Here is a 23,456-nt window from a genome sequence, read left to right as displayed (position 1 = left end):
AAGGGTTTGCCGGTGAGGACCGGATTTCGGAGCTGATCACAAGAGGCCCTTCGGCCTCACTTGTGCCAGCCTGTTCCCGAAACGCCCAGCGGAGAGCATTTAGGAAGCGAACCCACAATGCCGTCAGTTCTCGACCGTGAACGCACCGTAGCCCCTCCCGGTTACAACCGGTGGCTGGTGCCTCCCGCCGCGCTCGCGGTGCATCTGTCGATCGGTGAGGTCTACGCGTTCAGCGTGTTCAAGGGCCCCCTGGTCACCCACTTCGACTCCAGCCTGACGGCGATCGGGATCGTGTTCTCGATCGCGATCGTCATGCTCGGGCTGTCGGCCGCTTTCGGCGGGACCTGGGTGGAGCGCAACGGCCCGCGCAAGGCGATGGCCGTCTCGGCGCTCTGCTGGGTCACCGGCTTCCTGGTCAGCGCGCTGGGCGTGGCCTCGAACCAGCTCTGGCTGGTCTACCTGGGCTACGGCGTGATCGGCGGGATCGGCCTGGGCATCGGGTACATCTCCCCGGTGTCCACGCTGATCAAGTGGTTCCCCGACCGGCCCGGTCTGGCCACCGGCCTGGCCATCATGGGCTTCGGTGGTGGGGCACTGGTCGCCTCCCCGCTGACCAGTGAACTGCTGGCGCGCTACGCGGACGCTCCGGAAGACGCGATCGCCCCGACCATGCTCACGCTGGCCGTGATCTACGCGGTGATGATGGCGCTGGGCGCCTGGGTGATCCGGGTTCCGGCCGCCGACTGGACGCCTCCGGGCTTCAGCTCCGCCTCGGCCGTGACCGCTGCTGCCCGTCGCCCCGGTCTGGGTGGGGGAGCGCCGGCTGACCTGACGGCCGACCAGGCCATCCGCACGCCGCAGTTCTGGCTGCTCTGGACGGTGCTGTTCTGCAACGTCACCGCGGGCATCGGCATCCTCGAGCAGGCCGCGCCGATGATCCAGGACTTCTTCTCCGACGTGGACGCCACCGAGGCCGCAGGCTTCGTGGGTCTGCTGTCGCTGTGCAACATGGCCGGCCGCTTCGTCTGGTCCACCACCTCCGACACCATCGGCCGCAAGCCCATCTACGCGGTCTACCTCGGTGTCGGGGCTCTGCTGTACCTGGTGCTGGCGCTGAGCGGCACCAGCAGCGTGGGCCTGTTCGTGGCCACCGCCTGCCTGATCCTGAGCTTCTACGGCGGCGGCTTCGCCACCATCCCGGCCTACCTGAAGGACCTCTTCGGTGGTCTGCAGGTCGGCGCCATCCACGGCCGGCTGCTGACCGCCTGGTCGGCCGCCGGGGTGGCCGGGCCGCTGGTGGTCAACGCCGTGGCCGACGCCCAGATCGCCGACGGCAAGGAGGGCGCGGACCTGTACACGCTGTCCTTCGCCATCATGGTGGCGATCATGGTGGTCGGCTTCGTGGCCAACGCCCTGGTGCGCTCGATCGGCAGCGCCCGGCAGACCGCCCCGGCGGCCGCCGGAGACGCGATTCCCGGTAAGACGGCCTGACTTTCGGAAGACGAGGAACGCGATGAGTGACGAAGTGAAGGCCGCGGGCACCCAGGGTGCGGCGGTCGCCGCGATCGCCCTGTGGGTGATCGTCGGTGTGGCACTGGCCTACGGCATCTTCGAGACCGCGCAGAAGGTGACCGCCCTGTTCGGAGGCTGAACACACAAGAAGGGGGTCCCACCCGGGTTCGGGTGGGACCCCCTTCTTCGCGTTCGGGCGACTTACGAGCTGTGTTCCGGCTCGACCGGCCGGAGGGGCTCACCCGGGTCACCGGGTTCGCGAGGCTCTCCCGGTTCCCGCTTCTCGCCGGAGTGACCGGGAGGAGCAGTGTCCCCGTGCCCGGGCCACCAGGCCGCGTGGCCCAGCAGCGCGGTCAGGGCCGGGGTGAAGAACATCGACATCACGAACGCGGCGATGAAGATGCCGAACGACACCGCGAAGCCCATCGTGGTCAGCAGCGAGTTGCCGGCCAGCATCAGCGAGGCGAACGTGCCGGCCAGGATCACACCGGCCGCGGCGATGGTCGGGCCGGCGTGCTCGACCGCCTTCGCCGCCGCGTCCCTCGGGCTCCGGCCGTCCCGGGCCTCCTCGCGCAGTCGGGCCACCATCAGAATGTTGTAGTCGGTGCCGAGGGCGACCACGAACAGGTAGATGTAGATCGGCAGCAGGAAGATCAGGCCTTCCTCGCCCTTGATGTTCTGGAAGACCAGGACGGCGGCGCCCAGGGTGGCGGCGAAGCCGAGGCCGACCGAGAGCATCAGGTACCAGGGCGCGACCAGGCTGCGCAGCAGCACCGCCAGGATCAGGAAGATGATCACGGCGGCGACCGGGAAGACCACCGAGTAGTCCCGGTTCATCGCAGCCTGGAAGTCGACGAACACCCCGGCGGTGCCGGCCACGTAGGCGACCGTCCCCTCCGGTGCCGCCTCGTCGGCCGCCGGGCGCAGGTCGTCCTTGACCGTCGCCAGCGCCGCGTCGGAGGCCGAGTCGCTCTCCAGGATGGTCATGATCATCGCGGTGCTGGGGTTGTCCGGCGAGATCACCGGATCGGTGACCTGCCCGACGCCGTCGACCGCGGCGATCTGTTCGCTGAACGTGGCCACCGCGTCCTCGGCCAGCGCCTGACCGTCGTTGCGGTGCAGCACGATCGGCGTCGGGTCGGTCGCCCCGGCGCTGAAGCCCTTCTCCTCCATCGTCGCGGTGGCGGTGGCCGACTCCACGTCGGAGGCCGAACTGCTCTCGCCCAGGTCGAAGCTGGGCTGGAACTGCAGGGCGAACACCGACAGCACGATCAGGAACGCGCCCGAGCCCGCCGCGTAACGCACCGGGTGCCGGCCCAGCGAGGCGCCGACGGCCGCGAACCGGGTGCCGCGCGGCGGCTCCCGCCACTTCTTCGAGGGCCAGAACAGCGCCCGGTTCAGCACCGTCACCGTGGCCGGAACCAGGGTGAGCGCCGCGACCGCGGTGACCGCGACCGCGATCGCCAGTGAGGGACCGATCGACTGGAAGATCCCCAGGGTGGAGAGCACCAGCGTCATGAATGCCACGAACACCGCGCCACCGGCCGAGGCGATGGCCTCACCGGCCCGCTCGATCGAGCGGGCCACCGAGGCCCGGTGCTCGATGCCGTCGCGCCGGGCCTCGCGGTAGCGGTAGAGGAAGAACAGGATGTAGTCGGTCCCGATACCGAACAGCACCACGATCAGGATGACGCTGGTGGACGGGTCGTGGTTGAGGTCGAACGCCTTCTCCACCATCGAGATCAGGCCGCCGGCGACGGCCGAGACGATGCCGACCAGCACCAGCGGCATGAACGCGATCAGCACGCTGCGGAAGATGATCCCGAGCAGCACGACGATCAGCAGGATGGTGGCCACGAACACGATGGCCTCGGCGTTCTGGCCGGACTGGGTCTGGTCGTAGGCCTGGGCCAGCGAACCGGTGACCCCCTCGTTCAGCCCGGACCCCTCGACCGCCTCGTCCAAGTCCTCGCGCAGATCGGCGACCTGCTCGAACTCCTCCGGGTCCTGGCCGGTGGCGTCCGGCGCCAGGCCGATGTTGACGATCGCCGCCTCGTTGCTCGGCGAGGGAGTGGGCTGACCCACCGTGCCGAACGCGTCGCCCAGCTGCAGGCTCTGGGTGATCTCACCGATCTTGGCCAGGTCCTGCTCGGTCAGTGCGGCGCCGTCGCTGCGGTCGAAGACGATCGTGGCGCCCGCCTGTTCCTGCTGCGGGAAGGCGTCCTCGATCAGCTCGTAGCCCTTGATCGAGTCGTAGCTGTTGGGCAGGAAGTCGGCCTGGTCGGTGGTGGCGGTCACGGTCGGCGCCGTGGCCACCACCAGGACCGCGAAGACCACCCAGGAGCCGAGGACCCACCACGGGCGCTGGGCCACGAGGTGCCCCAGACCTCTGAAAACGCGATTCACTGCTTACCCCTCCATCGCACGCCCTACGGCGCGCCATCACCGGGTCTGCGTGCAGACACGGCAAAAGCCCCATACGTAACACGAGGACCCTACTAAGGCCGGGGGATCAGATCCCACGGAATATTGCAAGGGCCGTCGGGCGACCAGCATGCCGTTGGTGGGCACCGGCACACGGGTGTTGGGCTTTCAGAAGAGGGAGGCGGGCGTCAGGTCGTTACGAAAACCGCACATGCGGATGGGGCTGACCCGAGGCGCTTTCGCTGGATCCTGGGGCCCGGGGGAACGGGCCCCAGGATCGGTCAGCGTTCGTTCAGCGGGCGTACACCTCCACCTCGGACGCCTGCCCGGCCGGCCAGGCGGTGTTGGCCGTGAAGGTCAGGCGCAGGTAGCGGGTGTTCGTGGAGGGGACGGCGATCGTGACGCTGTTGCCGGTGGCCGGGTCGAACTTGTACGACTTGGCCGCCACGACGCTGGAGTAGGAGGTGTTGTCGGTGGAGCCGGACACGGCGATGGTCTGGCTGCGAGTACCCCAGGCGGCCGGGGGCGGGAGCTTGACCACGGCCCGGCCCACCGCCTGAGCTGAACCGAGATCGACGGTGATGGACTGCTGGAAGGCGTTGTTCGAGCTCTCCCAGTAGGTGGAGGTGTTGCCGTCGACCGCGTTGGTGGCCCGGTAGACGTCAGTGAAGCTGGTGGCGTTGACGTTCTTGCCGGCCGCCAGGTTGCCGTTCGCCGGGGGCGTGGTCGTGGTCGGCGTGGGGGTAGGGGGGGCGGCGTGGGCGTCGGGTTGTTGTTGCCGCCGCTGTAGTTGGGCGCGGGCCACGGGCCGCAGTAGGGGGTACCGGTGTACCAGCCGGAGTTGCCGGCGCCCTGCGTGATGGTGAAGCCGGAGCCTGTGCAGCTGTAGATCGGGTTGCTGTAGCCGATGTTGGTGGCCTTGACGTTGGTGAAGCTGGCCGCTCCCGGACTCTGCAGCTGTAGGGCGAAGGTGCCGGTGCCGTTGATGTTCACGTCGGAGAAGCTGACGCCGCTGGTGCTGCCCTCGATGAAATGGATGGCCGAGTAGGAGCTGTCGATGATGTCGGTGTTGCTGACCCGGATGTCGGCCCCGCTGATCGGCTGGTTCAGGCCGTTGAACCAGATCGCCCCGACCCCGAAGTTCCAGTTGTAGTCGGAGTTACCGGCCCGGATCAGGGTGTTGCCGCTGATCGTGAACCGGCCCTGGACGGCGGTGCTGCCCTGGACACCGGGGTAGCGGTTGCCGACGTGGATGCCACCGCCGTTGGTGACGGTGTCGGACACGACGTTGTCGGTGACCGAGATGTCCTCGCCGCCGTAGACGGCGATGTTGTTGGCCAGCACCGGGACCACGACGGTGTTGCGCGAGAAGGTGTTCCGGACGTTGTCGTCGGTCTCGGCCCACATGGCCAGGCCGTCGTCGCCCATGTTGCGCACGAAGGTGTTGGTCACGGTCGAGTCGGTGACGCCCCGGTGGAAGTTCACCCCGTCGGCGGTCTGGTCCAGGATCCGGCTGTTCCTGATCGTGAAGTTCGTCATCGGGCCGTCCATCCAGGCCCCGACCTTGGTGTGCTGCATCCAGACGTTGTCCACGACGGAGTTGCTCATCGCCCCGCCGATCGCGTTCACCTGGGCGCTGTCGTTGCGCTCCTTGACCTCGCCGAGGATGGCGAAGTCCCGGAGCGTGACGTTCGTGCTGGGCCCGCCCTCGCCCACGTACTTGCCGTAGACCCCTACCCCGGTACCGGTCAGCACGCTGTGCCAGGGGCCGGCTCCGGCGACGGTCACCCCGTCGACGATGATGTGGCCGGTCACCCTGAACGTGCCCTTGGGGATCCAGACGGTCTTGTTCTGGCTGCGGCTGTCGTTCACGGCCCGCTGGACGGCGCTGGTGGCATCGGCGGCCCCGGTCGGATCGGCGCCGTAGCCGGTCACGATGTTGAGCGCACCGGCCGGTGCGCTCGCGGGGGCGGCCACGTTCTCGAAGTCGGCCAGGTCGATGGTGAACGTGGGGGAGGCGGCGGTGGAGGTCACCCGGACGCGCACCACGCTGCCGGCCGGCAGCGTGCGGTCGAACAGGGTGCGGGCCTCGTCGTAGAAGTGGTGCGGGTTGTTGCCGGGCGAGTTGCTGAACGGGTAACCGCCGTAGTACCAGCCGTATCTGGAGGTCACGGCCAGATCGGTGAGCTTCTGGCCGCCGGTCTCCACAGCCAGGGTGGCGTCGCGTCCGGTGCCGGCTGCGTTGTCGGGCAGGCTGTAGCGCAGCACCATCGAGTTGGCGGCGGCGGGCAGGGTGAAGTCCACGTACTCGCCGGTGGCGTCGAGGGTCACGGCCTTGCGCCCGGACGCCTCGGAAGGCAGACGACCGTAGGTGCGGTCTGGGCCGATCAAGGTGCCGTTGGTGGCGGCGTCCTCGGCCTCGATCTCGCGGAACGGGACTGAGGCTCCCCGCCCGGGTATGCCGATGGGGGAGATCGCTGCGGACGCGGAGGCCTTCTGCTGGCCGGCCTCGTCCGGGGCGTTGGTCTGAGCTGCAGCGCTCACGGCGGTGACCGTTGCGCAGAGGAGGCCGGTGACCGTCAGGGCGGCCACCGCCCTCCGGCGAACTGTGAACATGGTTGAGCTCCTTTGCTCAAGAGTGCAGCCCACGAGAAAGCGGTCAGGGAAGTGCTTTTCGGATACGCAGGCGCTCTTGAAACGGTAGTCACCCGTAGTGTCCTTTTGCAAGAAATGTATGAATGAAAGAAAGCTGTCGGCATTTCGTCGAATATTGCCGTGTGCGCAGAGGAACCGGGACAGGGACGTCGCTGCTGCTCACGCCTGGGGACGGGCCGCAGAGGGCGGGTGGGCGCTGCTGCGCGTACTCCGGATTGACCACGGGATCCGCCGACGAGCCGGAGCAAGTGTTGCAAGTGGCTTGCGCCTTGGCGTCGGGTTCCTGGCGGTAGGACGGCAAGCGACGGAAAGGGGCCGAGGGCTGATCTGATCAGGTCACGCGGAACACGGGCCACCCGATCTCGGTGCGCCAGGCGGCCGGATCGCTCACGTCCCGAGGGCCGACCAGGTAGACCTCCCGCACCGGCCCCGCCACCGACATCGCGTTCTCCACGACCCAGGTACCGAGCTCGCCGTAGGTGACCTCGATGCCGTTGTGCTCGCCGACATGGGTGGTGACCGCCAGTTCCGCGGCGGGCAGGGTCGCGGCGTGCACCCGCCCGGTGCCAGGTGGGGCGGCCGTCGGTAGGTAGAGCATCACCTGGCCGCGGCCCTGCTCGAACAGAGCATTGTCGTAGCTGCCTCCCGGAGGCCCGGTCACGGCGTCGCCGACGGCCGCCTGCAGTTCGGCCATTGCACCCGCGTACCAGGCGTCGACATCGCTCTCGCCGATCACGTCGGTCACCGCCGCGACCGTGCGGGCGGGCTCGGCGCGCAGCTCGACCTCGATCGGAGCGGGGGCGGGTCGCAGCAGGCGACGCAGTGATGCGACCGCGGCCCGGGTGCGATCGAGCTCGGCCTCCAGCCGCTGGAGGTGATCCGCGACCAGGGTCGCGCGGACACCCGGGTCCGGGGACCGCAGGATCCGCTGCACGTCACCCAGGGGCACGTCGAGTTCGCGGAGCCGGTTGATGACCTGCGCGGTCGGGATCTGCTCGACGGCGTAGTAGCGGTAGCCGGTGCTCTCGTCCACCACCGCGGGCTCCAGCAGGGCACCTTCGTGATAGCGGCGCAGGGTCCGCACGCTCAGGTGGGTCAGGCGCGAGAACTCTCCGATGGTCAGCACCCCCGCAGTCTGGACCCTCTCCCCGGGGGAGAGTCCAGCGCTTGACCCTCCGCTGACGCGAGGTCCCACGGTGGGCTCATGACACAACACGGCAACCTCCGGTCCGACTCCCTCCCCAGCACAGTCCGAGAATTCCTGGCCGCCCACATCGCTCGCGACGCCGGCACGGCCCTGTCCTTCCTCGCCGAGGACGCGGTGATCGTCGACCAGAGCGAGTCCTTCCGTGGCCGGGAGCAGATCCGCGCATTCCTGAGCGACGCCGGCTCCGAGTTCCAGTACACGACCGAGCAGATCGGTGCGGCCCGCGTCGACGACGACCACTGGGTGGTGACCCTTCGCCTCGAAGGAACCTTCCCGGGCGGCGTGGCCGACCTCGACTACCGGTTCTCGCTCCGCGACGACGTCATCAGCGAACTCGTCATCGCCAATCACGGATCCTGACCGGAGGAAATGCAATGTCCGTTTCGGACCGAGACCGTCTCGACGGGCGCCGGGCGCTGGTCACCGGCGGGTCGAAGGGCTCAGGCAAGGCCGTGGTCGAAAGGCTGCGGGAGCTGGGGGCCGACGTCTACGTGACGGCCCGCACGATGCCCGAGGGGTACGAACACCCTGAGCGGTTCATCGCAGCCGACACCTCGACGATCAAGGGCGCGCGCACCGTGGCGGCCCGGATCGCCGAGACCGGGGGCGCCCTGGACATCCTGGTGCACGTCGTCGGTGGGGCCTCGACGCCGTCCGGTGGGTTCGCGGTCATCACCGAGGAGCAGTGGCTCACCGAACTCAACCTGAACTTCCTGGGAGCGGTGCGCCTCGATCGGGCTCTTCTGCCGGCGATGATCGGGGCCGGATCGGGCGTGGTGGTGCACTTCACCTCGATCCAGCGCGAACTGCCCCAGTACGAGGCATCTTTGGCCTACGCGGCGGCGAAGGCCGCGCTGCGTACCTACAACAAGGGACTCGCCAACGAGCTCGCCCCGCACGGCATCCGCGTCAACGCCGTCAGCCCCGGCGGAATCCAGACCGAAGCCTACGAGCGGTTCGTGGACCGGATCGCCGAGGGCAACGGCATCAGCCGCGAGCAGGCCAAGCAGAACATCTACGACTCCCTGGGCGGCGTGCCCCTGGGACGGTTCGCCGAGACCGAGGAGATCGCCGACCTGGTCGGGTTCCTGGTCTCCGACCGCGCCTCGGCCATCGTGGGCGCCGAGTACGTGATCGACGGTGGAACAGTCCCGACCGTCTGAAGAGCCTGAACCGTCTGGAGGAGAAGACTTATGACCACACAGATCGCGAACCCGTCCTCCACCCGGTCGGTCGGGGCGCCACCGCCCTTCGACCCCGAGCTTGCCCCGGTCGCCGAGGTGCTGGCCGGTCTACGCGCCGCCGACGCCTACCGTCCCGACAACATCCTCGAGCCCAGCCAATGCTCGACGACCGCAATGCTTCGCCTTCGGCTCGGCCGCTGCGCGGCCGGTGGGTTCCACGGATTCGACGTGGTGGCCCTTCGGCGGCGATCTCCCAGGACGCCGTGAACGCCTGGGCAGCCTGGCTACGCCGTCAGCTCGCCCGGTAAGCGGGGCGCAGCTCCCGGCAACGACCCAGCGGCCGGCTACCCCGTAGCCGGCCGCTGTGTCGTCACCGACGATCAGCAGATCGCGCTGATCGCGTTGTCCATGTTCCGCATCGTCCAGGCGCCTCCGGGGCCGTACCAGGTCCGGATCCAGGAGAGGTCCGCGTAGGACTGCTTGTTCGTGACGTAGAAGTACGGGCTCGTGTTGGCAGTCGGCCACCGCGTGCCCATGTACGCCGTCACGATCCGGTTGCTGTCGTTGTTCTTGATCGACGAGACGTGCTCGTCGACCGCGTTGCCGTTGTCGAACTTGTTGTCCACCAGGTAGCGGTCGCAGGGGGACCCGAACTGGTCGTCGTGACCGACCACGAACATCCCGCCCTGGAAGTTGGGCTTCTCGAACAGGCAGAGGCTCTTCGGCGGGCACGTCGATGCTGCCTGCGCGGTCGTGGGGGCGGCGAGGACCGCCAGGATCACCATGGCTGCCGCCGCGAGAGCGGCGCAGGCGGCCCGGATCTGGAAATGCACGTACTGAACTTTCTTTCGAGTGACGGGGCTCGAAGAAAGTTACGCACGGGCACTGGAGATCCACTGGATTGCCGGCAGATTCCGTCTGAGCGCACCACCCGTCTCAGAGGCCGACGGTGGCGGCGAAGGCCTTGGCGGTGCGCTCGGCGACCGCGGCGGGGTCGGAGTTCCAGATCTCCTGGTTGAAGATCTCCACCTCGATGTCGCCGGTGTAGCCGGTCTTCTCGACCATCGCGGTGATTCCGGCGAAGTCGATGTGGCCCTCGCCCATCATGCCGCGCGAGAGCAGGGCGTCGCCCGGGAAGGGGGTGATCCAGTCGCAGACCTGGTAGGTGGCGATGCGTCCGGCCGCCCGGGCGATCTGCTGTTGCAGAGCCGGGTCCCACCAGACGTGGAAGGTGTCCACGGCCACCCCGGCCACGGCGGCCGGCAGTTCCTCGACCACGTCCAGGGCCTGGCCCAGGGTGGAGATGACCCCGCGGTCGGCGGCGTAGATCGGGTTCATCGGTTCCACGGCGAGCACCACCCCGGCACCCGCCGCGTCGGCCGCCAGTTCCCCGACCGCGTCGGCGGCGCGGGCGCGGGCCCCGGCCAGGTCGCGGTCGCCCTCAGGCAGGCCGCCCGCGACCAGCACCAACACGGGGGACGAGCCGGGGGCGCCGGCCTCGGCCAGGGCTGCCGTCTCCTCGATGGCGCGGCGGTTCTCGTCGAGGGCCCGGGCCCGCAGGGTGGGGTCGGAGGCGGTGAAGAAGCCGCCCCGGCACAGGCTGGAGACCCGTAGGCCGGAGTCCGCCACCAGAGCCACGGCCTGGCGAAGGCCCACCTCGGCCACCGGCTCGCGCCACAGGCCGATCGAGGCGATCCCGGCCTCGCGGGTCACCGTCAGGGCGGTGGCCAGGTCGGCGTACTTGATGGTGGCCTGGTTGAGCGACAGCCGGCTCACAGCACCACCCCGTGCAACGCCAGGAAACGGTTCCAGCGGTCCGCGGCCAGGTCGGGGTCCTCCAGTGCGTTCGCGGCGTCGGCCAGTTCCACCAGGTGCGAGAGGTGGGGCAGGCTGCGGGCCCCGTGCAGGCCGCCGACCATGGTGAAGGCCGGCTGGTGGCCGTTGAGCCAGGCCAGGAAGGCGATCCCGGTCTTGTAGTGGAACGTGGGGGCGGCGAAGACGTGCCGGGCCAGTTCCTCGGTGGGGCCGAGGATGCGCCGGTAGTCCGGCACCGACCCGGCGTCCAGGGCCTGGATCGCGGCCGAGGCCTGCGGGCCGAGGGCGGCGAAGGCTCCGAGCAGGGCGTCGGAGTGGTGCGTGCCGTCGCCCTCGATCAGGCTCACGTAGTGGTAGTCGTCGCCGGTGAACATGGTGGCGCCGGCGCCCAGCCGGGCCCGCAGGTCGATCTCGTGCCCGGCGTCGAGCAGGCTCATCTTGATCCCGCGCACCTTGCCCGCGTTCTCGGCGATGATCCGCGCGACCACCTCGATCCGCCCGGCCACGTCCAGCTCGGGCCCGAAGTAGCCGGCCAGCTGCGGGTCGAAGGCCTCACCGAGCCAGTGCAGCACCACCGGGGTACCGGCCCGCTCGAGCACCTCGCGGTAGACCCGCTCGTAGTCGGCGGCCGAGGTGGCGGCACGGGCCAGGTGGCGCGAGGCCATCAGGACCACGCCGGCGCCGTGGTCCTCGGCATGCTCCAGCTGTTTCAGGTAGGCACTGACCACCCCGTCCAGACCGACGTCCTCACTCAGGTGGTCGGTGTTCACCCCGACCACCAGGGCGCCGCCCACCTCACGGGCCTCGGCGGCGCTCCGGGCGATCAGCTCGCGCACGGCCACCGGGTCCAGTCCCATGTTGCGCTGGGCGGTGTCCATCGCGTCGGCCACACCCAGACCCCACGACCACAGGTGGCGGCGGAAGGCCAGGGTGGCTTCCCAGTCGATGTCGGCCGGGGCGCCGGGCACGTTCTCCCCGGTCACCTTGGGCACCACATGCGCGGCTGCGTAGGCGGTACGTGAGCGCAGCGGCCCCGTAGGTCGCTTGAAATTGTGGACGCCGGTGAGCTCGCGGGTGCCTACGGTCCCGTTTGCGTGGAGGGTGGTGACGGCGGGCATCAGGCCTCCTTCACCGCAGGCGTCTGCAGCGCCGGCAGTTCGATCCGGCGGCCGGTGCGGGAGCTCTCCAGCCCGGCCTCGGCCAGCCGTACCCCGCGGGCGCCGGCCAGCAGGTCGTAGGAGTAGGGGGCGTCTTCGGCGACGTGCCGCAGGAACTGCTCCCACTGGGTGCGGAAGCCGTTGTCGAAGGTGTCGTTGTCCGGCACCTCGGCCCAGTCGGTGAAGTAGTCGTGGGTCTCGGCCAGGTCGGGGTTCCAGACCGGCTTGGGCGTGGCGGTGCGGTGCTGGGCCCGGCAGCCGAACAGGCCGGCCACCGCGCTGCCGTGGGTGCCGTCGACCTGGAACTCGACCAGTTCCTTGCGGTTGACCCGGACCGCCCAGGAGGAGTTGATCTGCGCCAGCACGCCCCCGGCGAGCTCGAACACCGCGTAGGCGGCGTCGTCGGCGGTGGCCGGGTACTCCTGGCCACGCTCGTCCACCCGGGTCGGCACGTGCGTGACGGCCCGGGCGTAGACCGCCTCGACCGGCCCGAACAGGTTCTCCAGCACGTAGTTCCAGTGCGGGAACATGTCGGCCACGATGCCGCCGCCGTCCTCGGAGCGGTAGTTCCAGCTGGGCCGCTGGGCGGGCTGCCAGTCGCCCTCGAAGACCCAGTAGCCGAACTCGCCGCGGATCGACAGGATGCGCCCGAAGAAACCGGACTCCACCAGGCGGGCGAGCTTGCGCAGGCCGGGCAGGTAGAGCTTGTCGTGCACCACGCCGTTCTTGACGCCCGCGGCCCGGGCCAGGGCGGCCAGCTCCAGCGCCTCCTCCAGGGTGCCCGCGGTCGGCTTCTCGGTGTAGATCGCCTTGCCCGCCGCGATCGCCCGGCGGATCGCCGCCACCCGGGCCGAGGTGATCTGGAAGTCGCCGTAGACCTGCCAGCGGGGGTCCTGCAGGGCCGCGTCCAGGTCGGTGGTCCAGTCCGGGATGCCGTGCTGCTTGGCGATCTCGGCCAGCTTGGACTCGCTGCGCCCGACCAGGAGCGGTTCCACCTGCACACGGCTGCCGTCGGCGAGGAGCACCCCGCCGGCCTCGCGAATGGCCAGTACCGAGCGCAGCAGGTGCTGGCGGTAGCCCATGCGCCCGGTGACGCCGTTCATGATGATCCCGATGGGGTCGTGTGCCATGCCGACTCCTGTTCCAAGAATGCCGATGTCCCGCGCGCCGGAGGGACTCTCGGTGAGTACCCGGTCGGGGGCAGGCCGCGGCGGGCACCCGTGCCGGATGCCCGCGCCGCAGCCACGCGGTAAACGCTTTCCAGCAGCCTGGCAGCTCGCCCGGGCCGGGTCAACAGCCGCGGGGCGTTCGTCGCCGGGTTGCCGACGAGCGGTCCCGCCGCAGGTCTGTGACGGTTTCACCGATCTGCGGTGTCCGGTTCGTGACGAAGAGATGTTTCCCAGGCATTGCCCCGATGCAGGTGAGCTGCTTCACTGGGTGCCGCGCTGGATAGCGCTTTCCCCTGCAGCAGTGTGGCTTGGCAGGCAAGGAGGTCGGCCTTGAGTGTGGTCAGTGAGTTCCGGGCGCTGAAAAAGGCTCCCGGGGGCTCAGGACGCAAGGGACGGGTGCAATCCCGGGACGGCCGGGCCGCCGCCGTCTTCCTTGCTCCCTGGGTGCTGGGTCTGGTCGTGATCACGGCCGGCCCGATGTTGATGTCGTTGTACCTGTCCTTCACGGACTACAACCTGCTCAGCAACGCGAACTTCACCGGGCTGGAGAACATCCAGCGCATGCTGGACGACGAGCGCCTGGTCAAGTCCCTGACGGTGACGATGGTCTACGTGTTCGTCTCCACCCCGATCCAGCTGGCGGTGGCCCTGGGCCTGGCCGTGGTGCTGGACCGTGGGTTGCGGGGGCTGGCGTTCTACCGCTCGATCTTCTACCTCCCCTCGCTGCTCGGCTCGAGCGTGGCGGTGGCGATCCTGTGGAAGCGGGTGTTCGGCGTCGACGGGCTGTTCAACCAGTTCCTGTCGCTGTTCGGGATCGACGGCCCGGGCTGGATCTCCTCGCCCTCGACCGCCCTGTCCACGCTGATCCTGTTGCACGTATGGACTTTCGGGGCGCCGATGGTCATCTTCCTGGCCGGCCTGCGGCAGATCCCGCGGGAGTTCTACGAGGCCGCCTCGGTCGACGGGGCCTCGAAGAAGCAGCAGTTCCGCAGCATCACGCTGCCGATGCTCTCGCCGATCATCTTCTTCAACCTGGTGCTCGGGATCATCGGCGCCTTCCAGTCGTTCACCCAGGCGTTCATCGTCTCGGACGGCCGCGGCGGGCCCAGCGACTCCACCCTGTTCTTCACGTTGTACCTGTACCAGCAGGGTTTTCAGAACTTCAACATGGGTTACGCCTCGGCGCTGGCCTGGCTCCTGCTGGTGATCATCGCGGTGTTCACCGCCATCAACTTCTGGGCCTCGAAATACTGGGTTTTCTATGACAACTGATGCCTCGGTGGCCCCGCCGGTCGCCGCGCCACCGCCGAAGAGCCCCACCGTGCCACCGATCCCGCCGCGCAGCGCGCGCTCGCGGCTGGTATCCGTCGTCCGTCACGCCCTGCTGATCGTGGCCGCGTTCGTGATGCTGTACCCGTTGCTGTGGATGGTCGCCAGCTCGCTGCGGCCCGACAGCGACATCTTCAACAGCTACGGCCTGTTCGTGAACACCTTCGACACCACGCACTACCCGGACGGGTGGAACGCGCTGGCGCAGCCGTTCAGCAGCTACCTGCTGAACTCGGCGATCGTGGTGCTGGGGTCGATCGTCGGCAACCTGGTGTCCTGCTCGATGGCCGCCTACGCCTTCGCCCGGCTCGACTTCCCGTTCAAGCGCTCGGCCTTCGCGATCATGCTGCTGACCATCATGCTGCCGGTGCACGTGGTGATCGTGCCGCAGTACATCCTGTTCGCGAACATGGACCTGATCAACACGTTCGTGCCGATGATCCTGCCCAAGCTGCTGGCCACGGACGCGTTCTTCATCTTCCTGATGGTCCAGTTCATCCGCGGCATCCCGCGGGAGCTGGACGAGGCGGCCCGGATCGACGGGGCCGGCCACGCCCGGATCTTCCTGCGGATCATCCTGCCGCTGATGACCCCGGCCCTGGCCACCACCACTATCTTCACGTTCATCTGGACCTGGAACGACTTCTTCACCCAGCTGATCTTCCTGACCGACCCGGATCTCTACACCGTGCCGGTCGCGCTGCGCTCGTTCATCGACGGCCAGGAGAACAGTTCCTTCGGGGCCCTGTTCGCGATGAGCATCGTTTCCCTCGTTCCCATCTTCCTGGCGTTCCTGCTCGGTCAGCGCTACCTGATCCAGGGCATCGCCACCACCGGAGGCAAGTGATGAGCACCCCCTTCTCCCGCCGCGCCCTGCTCGGCGGCGGCCTGGCCACCCTGACCCTGGCGGCCTGCGGAGTCAGTGAGGACGCGGCCGACGTCGAACTGTCCGACAAGGAAGTCACCCTGCGCTTCTCCTGGTGGGGTTCGGACGCCCGGCACGAGCTCACCCAGCAGGTGATCGACGCGTTCCAGAAGCAGAACCCGAAGATCAAGGTGAAGGGCGAGTTCGCCGACTGGGTGGGCTACTGGGACCGGGTGGCCACCACGTTCGCGGCCAACGACGCCCCCGACGTGGTCCAGATGGACCAGCTCTACCTGCGCACCTACGCCGACCGGAACTCGCTGCTGGACCTGGGCACCACCAAGGAGTTCCTCGACACCGGCAAGTTCGACGACCGCACCCTGGCGGCCGGGCAGGTCGAGGGCAAGCTGTTCGGGCTGCCCACCGGCAACGGCTCGCTGTCGGTGGTGACCAACCGGAAGATCTTCGAGAAGTACGGCCTCGACCTGCCCGACGACAAGACCTGGACCTGGGACGACTTCGCCGAGATCAGCGCCGAGATCAGCAAGGCCTCCAAGGGCGAGGTGGTCGGCAGCGGCCTGCTCGGCTCCGAGATGTCCGGGCTCACCCACTACGCCCGCCAGCACGGTGGGGCGCTGTTCGACGAGTCCGGTCAGGTCGTTCTGAAGGCCGAGCACGTGGCCCCGTTCTGGGAGATGAACGTGGCGCTGGCGGGCAAGGGCGCGCCCTCGGCCGAGGCTTCCGCCGAGCTGCTGACCGCACCGCTCAACCAGACCTGGCTGGTGCTCGGCAAGCAGGCCTTCAACTTCAACTGGAACACCCAGATCACCTCGCTGCAGGCGGCCGCCCCGGACGCCGACTTCGTGCTCCTGCAGATCCCGCAGAGCGCGGACGGCAGTTCCAACGGGTTCTACTACAAGCCCTCGATGTACTGGTCGGTGGCGGCCCGCACCGAGCACCCGGCCGAGGCCGCGAAGTTCGTCGACTTCCTGGCCAACTCGCCGGAGGCGGCGAAGATCATGGGCACCGACCGGGGCATCCCGGCCAACGCCGAGACGCTGGCGGCGGTGAAGCCGGACCTGGACGCCGTCGGGCAGAAGGCCGTGGCGTTCAACGACCAGGTGGCCTCCCTGGTGGGCGAGCCGCCCGCGCTCACCCCGGCCGGCGCCAGCGACATCGACGCGCTGATCCAGCGGCACATGCAGGAGGTGCTGTTCGGCCGGGCGGAGGCGCTGGAGGAGGCGCAGAAGTTCGTCGACGAGCTGACCACCGGGGTCAAGAACGCCGCGTCCTGACCGCTCCGCCCGTACGTCACCGGCAACCGGTCACCAGCTCCAGGAGGTAGGAAATGCCCAGCGGTAAGAAGTACCGGGTCGCGATCGTCGGAGCCGGTGCCGTTGCCCAGTCGCACCACAAGTCGTTCGCCAGTCAGGACGACCGGGCCGAGGTCGTCGCGGTCACCGACCTGGACGCCGGCCGGGCGGCGGCCTTCGCCGCCGAGCGCGGCATCGCCCGGTCGTACGGCGACCTGACCACGATGCTGGAAGAGGTGCAGCCGGACCTGCTCTCGATCTGCACCCCGCCGGCCGCCCACCGCGAGGCCGTTCTGGCCGGCCTCGCGGCGGGCGCCTGGGTGTGGTGCGAGAAGCCACCGGTGCTCTCGCTGGCGGAGTACGACGAGCTGGCCGCCGCCGAGCCGGCCGGCGGGCCCTACGTGGGGTACGTCTTCCAGCACCGGTTCGGTTCTGCGGCAACAACTCTGCGCAAGCAGGTGGCCGAGGAGACGCTGGGACGCCCGCACGTCGCGGTCTGTCACACGCTCTGGTACCGGGACGCGGCCTACTACCAGGTGCCGTGGCGGGGCAGGTGGGAGACCGAGGGCGGCGGGCCGGCGATGGGGCTCGGCATCCACCAGATGGACCTGATGCTGTCCCTGCTCGGTGACTGGCACGAGGTCCGCGCCCTGATGGGCACGCTCGACCGCGACGTGGTCACCGAGGACGTCTCGGTGGCAGCTGTCTCGTTCGAGAACGGGGCGCTGGCCTCGGTGGTCAACAGCGCGCTGTCACCGCGCCAGGAGAGCTACCTGCGCTTCGACTTCACCGACGCCACGGTCGAGGTCTCGCACCTGTACGGCTACGACAACTCCAACTGGAAGTGGACGCCGCGCGACGGTGTGGACGCGGCCCGGGCGGCCTCCTGGGCGCCCGAGACGGACACCCGCAGCTCGCACCGGAACCAAGCGGTGATGTTCCTGGACGCGATGGACGCCGGGGAACGGCCCCCGGCCAGCGGTCAGGACGGGCGCCGCAGCCTGGAACTGGTCACCGGCCTGTACCAGGCCGCGATCACCGGCCAGCCGGTGCTGCGCTCGGAACTCGTCCCCGGCAACCCCTTCTACACCCAGCTCGACGGGGGCGGCCGCTACAAGCCGGCCCGTCCCGGGATCACGCCGGAGGGTCAGCGATGAGCCGGCTCACGGTCGAGCACGACCAGGGCCACAGCATCGGCCTGGGCTTTGGGCAGGTGGAGATCCTGCGCTACGTCTACGGCGCCGACATCCCGCAGTTCGAGGCGCCCAAGCCGTACCTGCACCCGATCGGGACCCTGTCCGGGGCCCTGGTCTCGGCCCACCGGCCCTGGGACCACCGCTGGCACAAGGGCCTGCAGATGACCTGGTCGCACGTGTCCGGCCAGAACTTCTGGGGCGGCAACACCTACATCCACGGCCAGGGCTACACCCCGCTGGAGAACGTCGGCGGGATGCGGCACGACAGCTTCGCGGTGATCGAGCACGACGGCACCCAGTTGACCCTGGACGAGAAGCTCACCTGGGTCACCCAGGGTGGTGAGGAGTGGGTGGCGGAGCAGCGCAGGCTGCGGGTGCACAGCATCGACGCCGCCACCGGCTCCTACGCCATCGACGTCCAGAGCGCCCTCACCAACATCCGGGGCGCCGACCTGAACCTGGGCAGCCCGACCACGCACGGGCGCGAGAACGCCGGCTACACCGGCTGGTTCTGGCGGGGCCCGCGCAATCTCACCGGCGGACAGGTGCTGGCGGCCGACGGGGCAGGCCCGGAAGCGATGGGCACCGCCTCCGCCTGGCTGGCCTACACGGGCAAGAACGACGACATCGACGGGGAAGTGACGATTCTCGCGGTTGCCGGGACCTCGTCGCACGGCACGCTGGAATGGTTCGTCCGCAACGACCCCTTCCCCGCCATCGCCCCGTCACCCGCTTTCCACAAGGAGATCGTCCTCCCGCCCGAAGAGACCCTGACGCTGTCGCACCGCTTCGTGGTGGCCGACGGCGCCTGGAGCCGTGAGACGGTCGAGAGCTACCTGGCCGGGCAGGCGTCGTGACCGGGCAACTGCCCGGGGGAGTGGGGCTCAGCGCCCTGCGGGTCTACCCCTGGGAGGCGCTCGACGGCCTGTGCGGCGGCTCGCCCCACCTCCACCTCTGCTGCACCGAGGCCTACGTGGTGGTCTCCGGTGCCGGGCGGCTGCAGACTCTCACCACCGAGGGGTTCAGCGAGCACCCGCTGCACCCCGGCGACGTGGTCTGGTTCACCCCCGGCACCATCCACCGCGCGATCAACGACGGCGACCTGCAGGTGCTCGTGCTCATGCAGAACTCCGGCCTGCCCGAGGCCGGCGACGCCGTGCTGACCTTCCCACCCCAGCACCTGAAAGACCGGGCCACCTACGAAGCCGCCCGAGACCTGACCGGCCCCGACGGCACCCCCAGTGTCGAGCGCGCCCGCCGGCGGCGCGACCTGGCCGTCGAAGGGTTCCTCGCTCTTCGCCAGGCCGCCGACCAAGGCGACCTCCGCCCACTCGAGGCGTTCCACGCGTCCTCTGCTGGTCTGGTCGAACCACTGCTCGGGCAGTGGCGCACCATCCTGGCCGACGGCGCGGGCGCAACCGTCGACGACACCGCGGCCCAGCTCGCCGCCCTGGCCGGTGGAGATCACTCACATCTGCGCCGCGCCTCGGTGCAGCGGATGCCGCGACCGACTGAGGAGAAGTTCGGCATGTGCGGTGTTCTCAACGCCTACCCCGTCCCGGACGGCACCCCGGTGCCATCCGGCCGACCCTCTGAACAGCCATGACAACGGCACGGGCCGACCGGGCTACGGCAGAATCGCGAGTATGCGTGAGCTCGGCAGTCTTCCCGGCGACCCCTCCGGCGCAGTGGCCCTGGTGACGCTCGCCGACGTGGCCGCCCTCGCGGGGGTGTCGCTGGCCACGGCGTCGCGGGCCCTGAACGGCAGCAAGAACCGGCGGGTGGCCGAGGAGCTGCGCGAGCGCGTGGTGGAGGCGGCCAAGCGGCTGGACTACGCCCCCAACCCCAACGCCCAGGCGGTGGCCCGCGGGCGCACCGACTCGGTCGGCCTGGTCATGCACGACATCGCCGACCCCTACTTCTCCTCGATCGCCTCCGGGGTGATCGCCGGGGCCGAGGAGCAGGGGCTGGCGGTCACGATCGCGACCACTGGGCGCAGACCAGGTGCGGAACTGGAGTACGTCGCCCGGCTGCGGCGGCAGCGGGCGCGGGCGATCGTGCTGGTCGGTAGCCGGATGTCCGACCAGGTCGCCACCGCGCGGCTGGTCGAGGAGTTCGAGGCCTACGTGGAGGGTGGCGGCCGGGTCGCGGCGATCACCCAGCCGGTGCTGCCGGTGGACACGCTGGCGATCGAGAACCGGGCCGGGGCGATGGCGCTGGCCCAGGCCCTGGTCGACCTCGGGCACCAGGACTTCGCCGTGCTGGCCGGAGACCCGGCCGTGCTCACCTCGCAGGACCGGCTGGCGGGTTTCCGCGACGGCCTGCGCAAGGCCGGCACCCGCCTGGCCCGCGAGAACGTGCTGCGCGCGGCGTTCACCCGTGACGGCGGCTACGAGGCGATGAAGCGCCTGATCGCCCGCGCCCCCGACGTGTCGTGCGTGTTCGCGGTGAACGACGTGATGGCGGTCGGCGCGATGGCCGCACTGCGCGAGGCCGGGCTGGTGGCCGGACGGGACGTGGCGATCGCCGGGTTCGACGACATCGAGACCCTGCGCGACGTGACCCCGGCGCTGAGCACGGTCGGCGTACCCCTGCGGGAACTCGGTCTGCGCGCGATCGAGCTGGCCCTACGGGAGTCGGGCACCCCCACCGAGGTGATCCGGGTGGCCGGGCGGGTGCAACTGCGCGAGAGCACGCCGCCGGCCAACGGCAACACTCTGGCGTCGGTCCTGCGAGCAAAGGAGGCTCAGGCCGTCGGCTGAAAACCGTTGGCCTCGGCGGGGCGCCTGGGCCGACGATGGCCGGCATGACGGAAATCGATCAGTGGGACGAGAAGATCGCCGCGGGCTACGACGACCACGCGCGCGACATGTTCACTCTCGAGGCGCTCGCTCCGACGCTCGATCTTCTCCAGCGTCTGGCCGACGGTGGGCCGGCCCTGGAGTTCGCCAGCGGCACGGGGCGCGTCTGTGTGCCGCTGAGGCAGCGCGGGGTGCCGGTGCACGGCATCGAGCTCTCGCAGCCGATGACCGACCGCCTGCGGGCCAAGATCAGTGAGCACGAACTTCCGGTGACCATCGGGGACATGGCCACCACCGACGTCCACAAGCAGTTCGCTCTGGTGTACCTCGTGTACAACACGATCGGGAACGTGCGCACCCAGGAGGCCCAGGTGGCCTGCTTCGCCAACGCCGCCCGTCATCTGGCCCCTGGTGGCCGCTTCCTGATCGAGGTGGGCACGCCGCAACTGCGGCGGCTGCCGCCCGGCCAGCTGGCCGTTCCGTTCCAGATCAGCGACGAACACACCGGTTTCGACACCTACGACGTGGCCTCGCAGGCCGGCGCGTCGCATCACTACCACCGCCAGGCCGACGGCAGCTACGAGTACGGCGTCCACCATTTCCGGTACGTGTGGCCGTCCGAGCTCGACCTGATGGCTCAGCTGGCCGGACTGGAACTGGAGCAGCGGGTGGGCGACTGGGACGGTTCGCCCTTCACCGCCGACAGCGAGAAGCACGTCTCGGTCTGGCGCAAGCCGCTGAGCTGAATGCTGCAGATCAGAAGCTTCCGCCGAACCCCCCGCTGTGACCTCCGCTGCTGTACCCACCGCCGTAGTCGCCGCCGCCCGCGTGATCACCGACGCCGCCCACGTCCGTGGGCCAACTGCCGCCCGCGTGCTGGGCGCCGGCAGAAGGCCTGCGCCGGTGAGCCTTCTGCTGTTTCCGTCGATCCTTGCGGTCCTGGTCCAGTTGCCGGCCATTGGTCAGCTCGTCGTGTGGGAAGCCGAAGCACGAGCGGTACACCAGGGCGAACGTGGCTGGCCTGAGGTAGACCATGGGTTGACCTGATGCCGTCAGAGCCGGCCGTCGCCAGGTGGTCTGGCCGTTGCGCGGGCTGCGCCGGTGCGGCTCGTGGGCCGTGGTGGGAAGTTCGGCCGACAACGCGGTGAGCTCACGGGCGCACAGGTCGAGCGAGGGCTGGTCCCAGAAGATCGCCTTCAGGTTCTGGTGCCGCAGCAGATACGCGTGCTGACGAACGTCGTGCAGGCTGCCGCGGTGCCGGCGGTGCTCGACCGGGGTGCCGACGGCCAGTTCCTCACGCACGATCCGGAACCGCTCCTGCTCCTGGACCAGCCACCAGCACGTGCGCCGGCACCAGTCGTTGACCACCTGCAGGGCAGCCGTGACCTCGGTCCGGGCCGCTTTCGTGTCCTGGATCGCCGCCTCGATCTCGGGCAGGGCCGGCCGGTAGGCCTCGTAGGCCGTGCTCAGGCGCTCGAACCGCTGCTGCATCGACTCCTGCCAGGCTCTGCGCCGGGAGGGCTGCCACCACGGGCGATGGACCGGCCGGCCGGCCGGGGCCCACTCGTCGCCGATCTCCTGCGCCAGCTCGGCCACCGTATCGGCGAAGGTGTTGCGCATCGCGTCCCAACGCTCGAACTGGGCGGGATCGGCGAGTACGGGCACGGGCTCGGAGCGGACCTCGCGTGCCGCTGTCCCGGCCCGGGACCAGCTCCTGACCTCGGTGAACACGTAGACCTCGCCGAGAGCGGCCAGCCGGGGGCGGTAGACCGCGGGCCACTCCTCGAACAGGGGACGCAGCAGGCGGGCCTGGGCACCGGGCGCCTGCCAGAACACGCGGAACGTGGGTATGGGCTGCCGGACCGGGACGTGGGCTGGAGCCAGGATCTCCTCCTGGGCAGTGGGCAACCAGGTCGCGTTCTGGAAGAGCCTGACGTTGGGGATCCTGACCTGGGTGGACGCCTGCGCGGGCGTCCAGGCCGACCACGACTGGTCCCGTTCGGTCTCGATCACGGCCAGGACCTCCCCTGCGCCTCGGGCCTTCCACGGTAGACGCCGGGGTGTGACCGATCCAGAGGGCGACGCGGTACCGGTCCGGCAGCCTGTCCAGGCGAGACGGCCGGAGTCCGGGTGTTCCCGCCCGACCTCGTCAGCGGGGGCTGCCCCCACCGGCCGTGGTCGCCTGTCGAGCATTGCGCGCCAGTGGCAGGGACGGGCGGACCGTGCCGTTCACGCCGTCCAGGTGGTGGCTCCATCCGTCGGTCTCGGGCAGTGCAGCCCGCAGTTCGGCCCCGTAGACGGCAGCCAGACGCGGGTTCCCGGCCCGGAAGCGGACCACGGTGCCGGGGTGATGCGCCAGGGTCTTGGCCAGGTCGGGCGCGAGAGTTTCCCTCAGCCGCCTGCCCTGGCCGCTGCCCACCCGCCGGGCCAGGTGCGAATCGAGGATGAGCTGCACGGCCCCGTCGTGGTGCCAGGTCCGGAGGCCGATGACCGCCGTGTGCTGTTCGTCGATCAGCAGGTTCCAGGAGCCGCTGAACGTGATGTAGGCCGAGACCAGGGCCATGACCGGGAAGTAGCCCACAACCAGGGCGAGGGTGATCCAGGCAGCCACCGGGAACAGGATCGCGAGAACGGCAGCACCGGCGACGAGCAGCCACGTCCGGGGATTCCGGGCCCACGCGAACAGCGTCCAGAGGCCGAGCGCGAGCCAGGTCCGGCGGAACGACGCGATCCGGACCGGGCCGCCGGTGGTCGCGCTGAGGAGGTCGTTCTGCAGCGTTCGGGCAGCATTCTCGAGTTCTGGTGCGGTGCTCACGCGCAACGATTGCA

21 protein-coding genes and 1 pseudogene are annotated in these 23,456 nt (G+C 69.5%); 13 read left to right on the top strand and 9 right to left on the bottom strand.

Going from position 1 to position 23,456, the window contains the following annotated elements; all coding sequences use genetic code 11:
• The first annotated feature begins 117 nt into the window (after nucleotides 1-117).
• The gene (locus tag QSK18_RS17865; protein WP_285620664.1) at nucleotides 118-1,491 is read left to right on the top strand and encodes an L-lactate MFS transporter; all 1,374 of its coding nucleotides are present in this window, start codon (nucleotides 118-120) and stop codon (nucleotides 1,489-1,491) included.
• Between the two features lie 22 nt (nucleotides 1,492-1,513).
• Nucleotides 1,514-1,651 (top strand): MFS transporter small subunit, encoded by a 138-nt coding sequence (locus tag QSK18_RS17860; protein ID WP_232814966.1) that lies wholly within the window; start codon nucleotides 1,514-1,516, stop codon nucleotides 1,649-1,651.
• A 62-nt stretch (nucleotides 1,652-1,713) separates the two neighbouring features.
• Here QSK18_RS17860 and QSK18_RS17855 read toward each other — a convergent pair whose 3' ends face one another.
• The 3 genes and pseudogenes from QSK18_RS17855 to QSK18_RS17845 all read right to left on the bottom strand — a co-directional run bounded on the left by QSK18_RS17855 (nucleotide 1,714) and on the right by QSK18_RS17845 (nucleotide 7,717).
• The gene (locus QSK18_RS17855; RefSeq protein ID WP_285620662.1) at nucleotides 1,714-3,918 is read right to left on the bottom strand and encodes an MMPL family transporter; all 2,205 of its coding nucleotides are present in this window, start codon (nucleotides 3,916-3,918) and stop codon (nucleotides 1,714-1,716) included.
• A gap of 310 nt (nucleotides 3,919-4,228) precedes the next feature.
• Nucleotides 4,229-6,552: pseudogene (locus QSK18_RS17850) on the bottom strand (galactose-binding domain-containing protein).
• A gap of 370 nt (nucleotides 6,553-6,922) precedes the next feature.
• Nucleotides 6,923-7,717, bottom strand: a complete 795-nt coding sequence (locus QSK18_RS17845) for a MerR family transcriptional regulator (protein ID WP_232814963.1) — start codon at nucleotides 7,715-7,717, stop codon at nucleotides 6,923-6,925.
• A 78-nt stretch (nucleotides 7,718-7,795) separates the two neighbouring features.
• Here QSK18_RS17845 and QSK18_RS17840 point away from each other — a divergent pair, with 78 nt between their 5' ends.
• From QSK18_RS17840 to QSK18_RS17830, 3 genes are read left to right on the top strand one after another with little or no spacing between them, the layout of a single operon-like run.
• On the top strand, nucleotides 7,796-8,158 hold the full coding sequence (locus tag QSK18_RS17840; protein WP_285620654.1) for a nuclear transport factor 2 family protein: 363 nt from the start codon (nucleotides 7,796-7,798) through the stop codon (nucleotides 8,156-8,158).
• Between the two features lie 14 nt (nucleotides 8,159-8,172).
• Nucleotides 8,173-8,961 (top strand): SDR family oxidoreductase, encoded by a 789-nt coding sequence (locus QSK18_RS17835; protein ID WP_285620651.1) that lies wholly within the window; start codon nucleotides 8,173-8,175, stop codon nucleotides 8,959-8,961.
• Between the two features lie 30 nt (nucleotides 8,962-8,991).
• Nucleotides 8,992-9,249 (top strand): hypothetical protein, encoded by a 258-nt coding sequence (locus tag QSK18_RS17830; protein ID WP_285620648.1) that lies wholly within the window; start codon nucleotides 8,992-8,994, stop codon nucleotides 9,247-9,249.
• A gap of 113 nt (nucleotides 9,250-9,362) precedes the next feature.
• Here the strand turns inward: QSK18_RS17830 and QSK18_RS17825 are convergent, their stop codons facing one another.
• The 4 genes from QSK18_RS17825 to QSK18_RS17810 form a co-directional block, all read right to left on the bottom strand.
• A complete protein-coding gene (locus tag QSK18_RS17825) occupies nucleotides 9,363-9,815 on the bottom strand; it encodes a peptidase inhibitor family I36 protein (RefSeq protein ID WP_232814959.1) in 453 nt (150 codons plus the stop codon).
• Nucleotides 9,816-9,918: 103 nt separating this feature from the next.
• On the bottom strand, nucleotides 9,919-10,758 hold the full coding sequence (locus tag QSK18_RS17820; RefSeq protein WP_285620645.1) for a sugar phosphate isomerase/epimerase family protein: 840 nt from the start codon (nucleotides 10,756-10,758) through the stop codon (nucleotides 9,919-9,921).
• Nucleotides 10,755-11,915, bottom strand: coding sequence for a dihydrodipicolinate synthase family protein (locus tag QSK18_RS17815; protein WP_232814957.1), 1,161 nt, complete (start codon nucleotides 11,913-11,915; stop codon nucleotides 10,755-10,757). The genes QSK18_RS17820 and QSK18_RS17815 overlap by 4 nt, the downstream gene beginning before the upstream one ends.
• The gene (locus tag QSK18_RS17810) at nucleotides 11,915-13,084 is read right to left on the bottom strand and encodes a Gfo/Idh/MocA family protein (protein WP_232814956.1); all 1,170 of its coding nucleotides are present in this window, start codon (nucleotides 13,082-13,084) and stop codon (nucleotides 11,915-11,917) included. The genes QSK18_RS17815 and QSK18_RS17810 overlap by 1 nt, the downstream gene beginning before the upstream one ends.
• A 396-nt stretch (nucleotides 13,085-13,480) precedes the next feature.
• On the opposite strand from QSK18_RS17810, the gene QSK18_RS17805 reads away from it, so the two are divergent.
• From QSK18_RS17805 to QSK18_RS17770, 8 genes are read left to right on the top strand one after another with little or no spacing between them, the layout of a single operon-like run.
• The gene (locus QSK18_RS17805) at nucleotides 13,481-14,395 is read left to right on the top strand and encodes a carbohydrate ABC transporter permease (protein ID WP_352396585.1); all 915 of its coding nucleotides are present in this window, start codon (nucleotides 13,481-13,483) and stop codon (nucleotides 14,393-14,395) included.
• Nucleotides 14,385-15,299 (top strand): carbohydrate ABC transporter permease, encoded by a 915-nt coding sequence (locus QSK18_RS17800; RefSeq protein ID WP_232814955.1) that lies wholly within the window; start codon nucleotides 14,385-14,387, stop codon nucleotides 15,297-15,299. The genes QSK18_RS17805 and QSK18_RS17800 overlap by 11 nt, the downstream gene beginning before the upstream one ends.
• Nucleotides 15,299-16,612, top strand: a complete 1,314-nt coding sequence (locus tag QSK18_RS17795; RefSeq protein WP_232814954.1) for an ABC transporter substrate-binding protein — start codon at nucleotides 15,299-15,301, stop codon at nucleotides 16,610-16,612. The genes QSK18_RS17800 and QSK18_RS17795 overlap by 1 nt, the downstream gene beginning before the upstream one ends.
• Nucleotides 16,613-16,665: 53 nt before the next feature.
• Complete coding sequence (locus tag QSK18_RS17790) at nucleotides 16,666-17,787, top strand: Gfo/Idh/MocA family protein (RefSeq protein ID WP_285620629.1); 1,122 nt, start codon at nucleotides 16,666-16,668, stop codon at nucleotides 17,785-17,787.
• The gene (locus QSK18_RS17785) at nucleotides 17,784-18,683 is read left to right on the top strand and encodes a DUF6807 domain-containing protein (RefSeq protein ID WP_285620626.1); all 900 of its coding nucleotides are present in this window, start codon (nucleotides 17,784-17,786) and stop codon (nucleotides 18,681-18,683) included. The genes QSK18_RS17790 and QSK18_RS17785 overlap by 4 nt, the downstream gene beginning before the upstream one ends.
• Entirely contained in the window at nucleotides 18,680-19,432 is a 753-nt protein-coding gene (locus tag QSK18_RS17780) for a cupin domain-containing protein (RefSeq protein ID WP_285620623.1), read from the top strand. Before QSK18_RS17785 ends, QSK18_RS17780 begins: the two co-directional genes overlap by 4 nt.
• A gap of 40 nt (nucleotides 19,433-19,472) precedes the next feature.
• On the top strand, nucleotides 19,473-20,588 hold the full coding sequence (locus tag QSK18_RS17775) for a LacI family DNA-binding transcriptional regulator (protein WP_285620620.1): 1,116 nt from the start codon (nucleotides 19,473-19,475) through the stop codon (nucleotides 20,586-20,588).
• Nucleotides 20,589-20,632: 44 nt separating this feature from the next.
• A complete protein-coding gene (locus tag QSK18_RS17770; protein WP_285620616.1) occupies nucleotides 20,633-21,373 on the top strand; it encodes a class I SAM-dependent DNA methyltransferase in 741 nt (246 codons plus the stop codon).
• Nucleotides 21,374-21,383: 10 nt separating this feature from the next.
• On the opposite strand, the gene QSK18_RS17765 is transcribed toward QSK18_RS17770, so the two are convergent.
• Together QSK18_RS17765 and QSK18_RS17760 are read right to left on the bottom strand one after the other, a co-directional pair.
• A complete protein-coding gene (locus QSK18_RS17765) occupies nucleotides 21,384-22,640 on the bottom strand; it encodes a hypothetical protein (protein ID WP_285620613.1) in 1,257 nt (418 codons plus the stop codon).
• Between the two features lie 136 nt (nucleotides 22,641-22,776).
• Nucleotides 22,777-23,442, bottom strand: coding sequence for a hypothetical protein (locus QSK18_RS17760; protein WP_285620610.1), 666 nt, complete (start codon nucleotides 23,440-23,442; stop codon nucleotides 22,777-22,779).
• Nucleotides 23,443-23,456 lie beyond the last annotated feature (14 nt).

Origin of the sequence: Kineosporia sp. NBRC 101677 (assembly GCF_030269265.1) — a bacterium.
Taxonomy (GTDB): Bacteria; Actinomycetota; Actinomycetes; order Actinomycetales; family Kineosporiaceae; genus Kineosporia; species Kineosporia rhizophila.
This window is presented reverse-complemented; position numbering and strand designations above follow the sequence as displayed.

Coding starts and splice junctions, on each gene's coding strand:
- QSK18_RS17865 (WP_285620664.1), top strand. CDS start 118: ATGCCGTCAGTTCTCGACCGTGAACGCACCGTAGCCCCTCCCGGTTAC.
- QSK18_RS17785 (WP_285620626.1), top strand. CDS start 17,784: ATGAGCCGGCTCACGGTCGAGCACGACCAGGGCCACAGCATCGGCCTG.
- QSK18_RS17800 (WP_232814955.1), top strand. CDS start 14,385: ATGACAACTGATGCCTCGGTGGCCCCGCCGGTCGCCGCGCCACCGCCG.
- QSK18_RS17840 (WP_285620654.1), top strand. CDS start 7,796: ATGACACAACACGGCAACCTCCGGTCCGACTCCCTCCCCAGCACAGTC.
- QSK18_RS17770 (WP_285620616.1), top strand. CDS start 20,633: ATGACGGAAATCGATCAGTGGGACGAGAAGATCGCCGCGGGCTACGAC.
- QSK18_RS17810 (WP_232814956.1), bottom strand. CDS start 13,084: ATGGCACACGACCCCATCGGGATCATCATGAACGGCGTCACCGGGCGC.
- QSK18_RS17860 (WP_232814966.1), top strand. CDS start 1,514: ATGAGTGACGAAGTGAAGGCCGCGGGCACCCAGGGTGCGGCGGTCGCC.
- QSK18_RS17830 (WP_285620648.1), top strand. CDS start 8,992: ATGACCACACAGATCGCGAACCCGTCCTCCACCCGGTCGGTCGGGGCG.
- QSK18_RS17835 (WP_285620651.1), top strand. CDS start 8,173: ATGTCCGTTTCGGACCGAGACCGTCTCGACGGGCGCCGGGCGCTGGTC.
- QSK18_RS17795 (WP_232814954.1), top strand. CDS start 15,299: ATGAGCACCCCCTTCTCCCGCCGCGCCCTGCTCGGCGGCGGCCTGGCC.
- QSK18_RS17815 (WP_232814957.1), bottom strand. CDS start 11,915: ATGCCCGCCGTCACCACCCTCCACGCAAACGGGACCGTAGGCACCCGC.
- QSK18_RS17790 (WP_285620629.1), top strand. CDS start 16,666: ATGCCCAGCGGTAAGAAGTACCGGGTCGCGATCGTCGGAGCCGGTGCC.
- QSK18_RS17775 (WP_285620620.1), top strand. CDS start 19,473: ATGCGTGAGCTCGGCAGTCTTCCCGGCGACCCCTCCGGCGCAGTGGCC.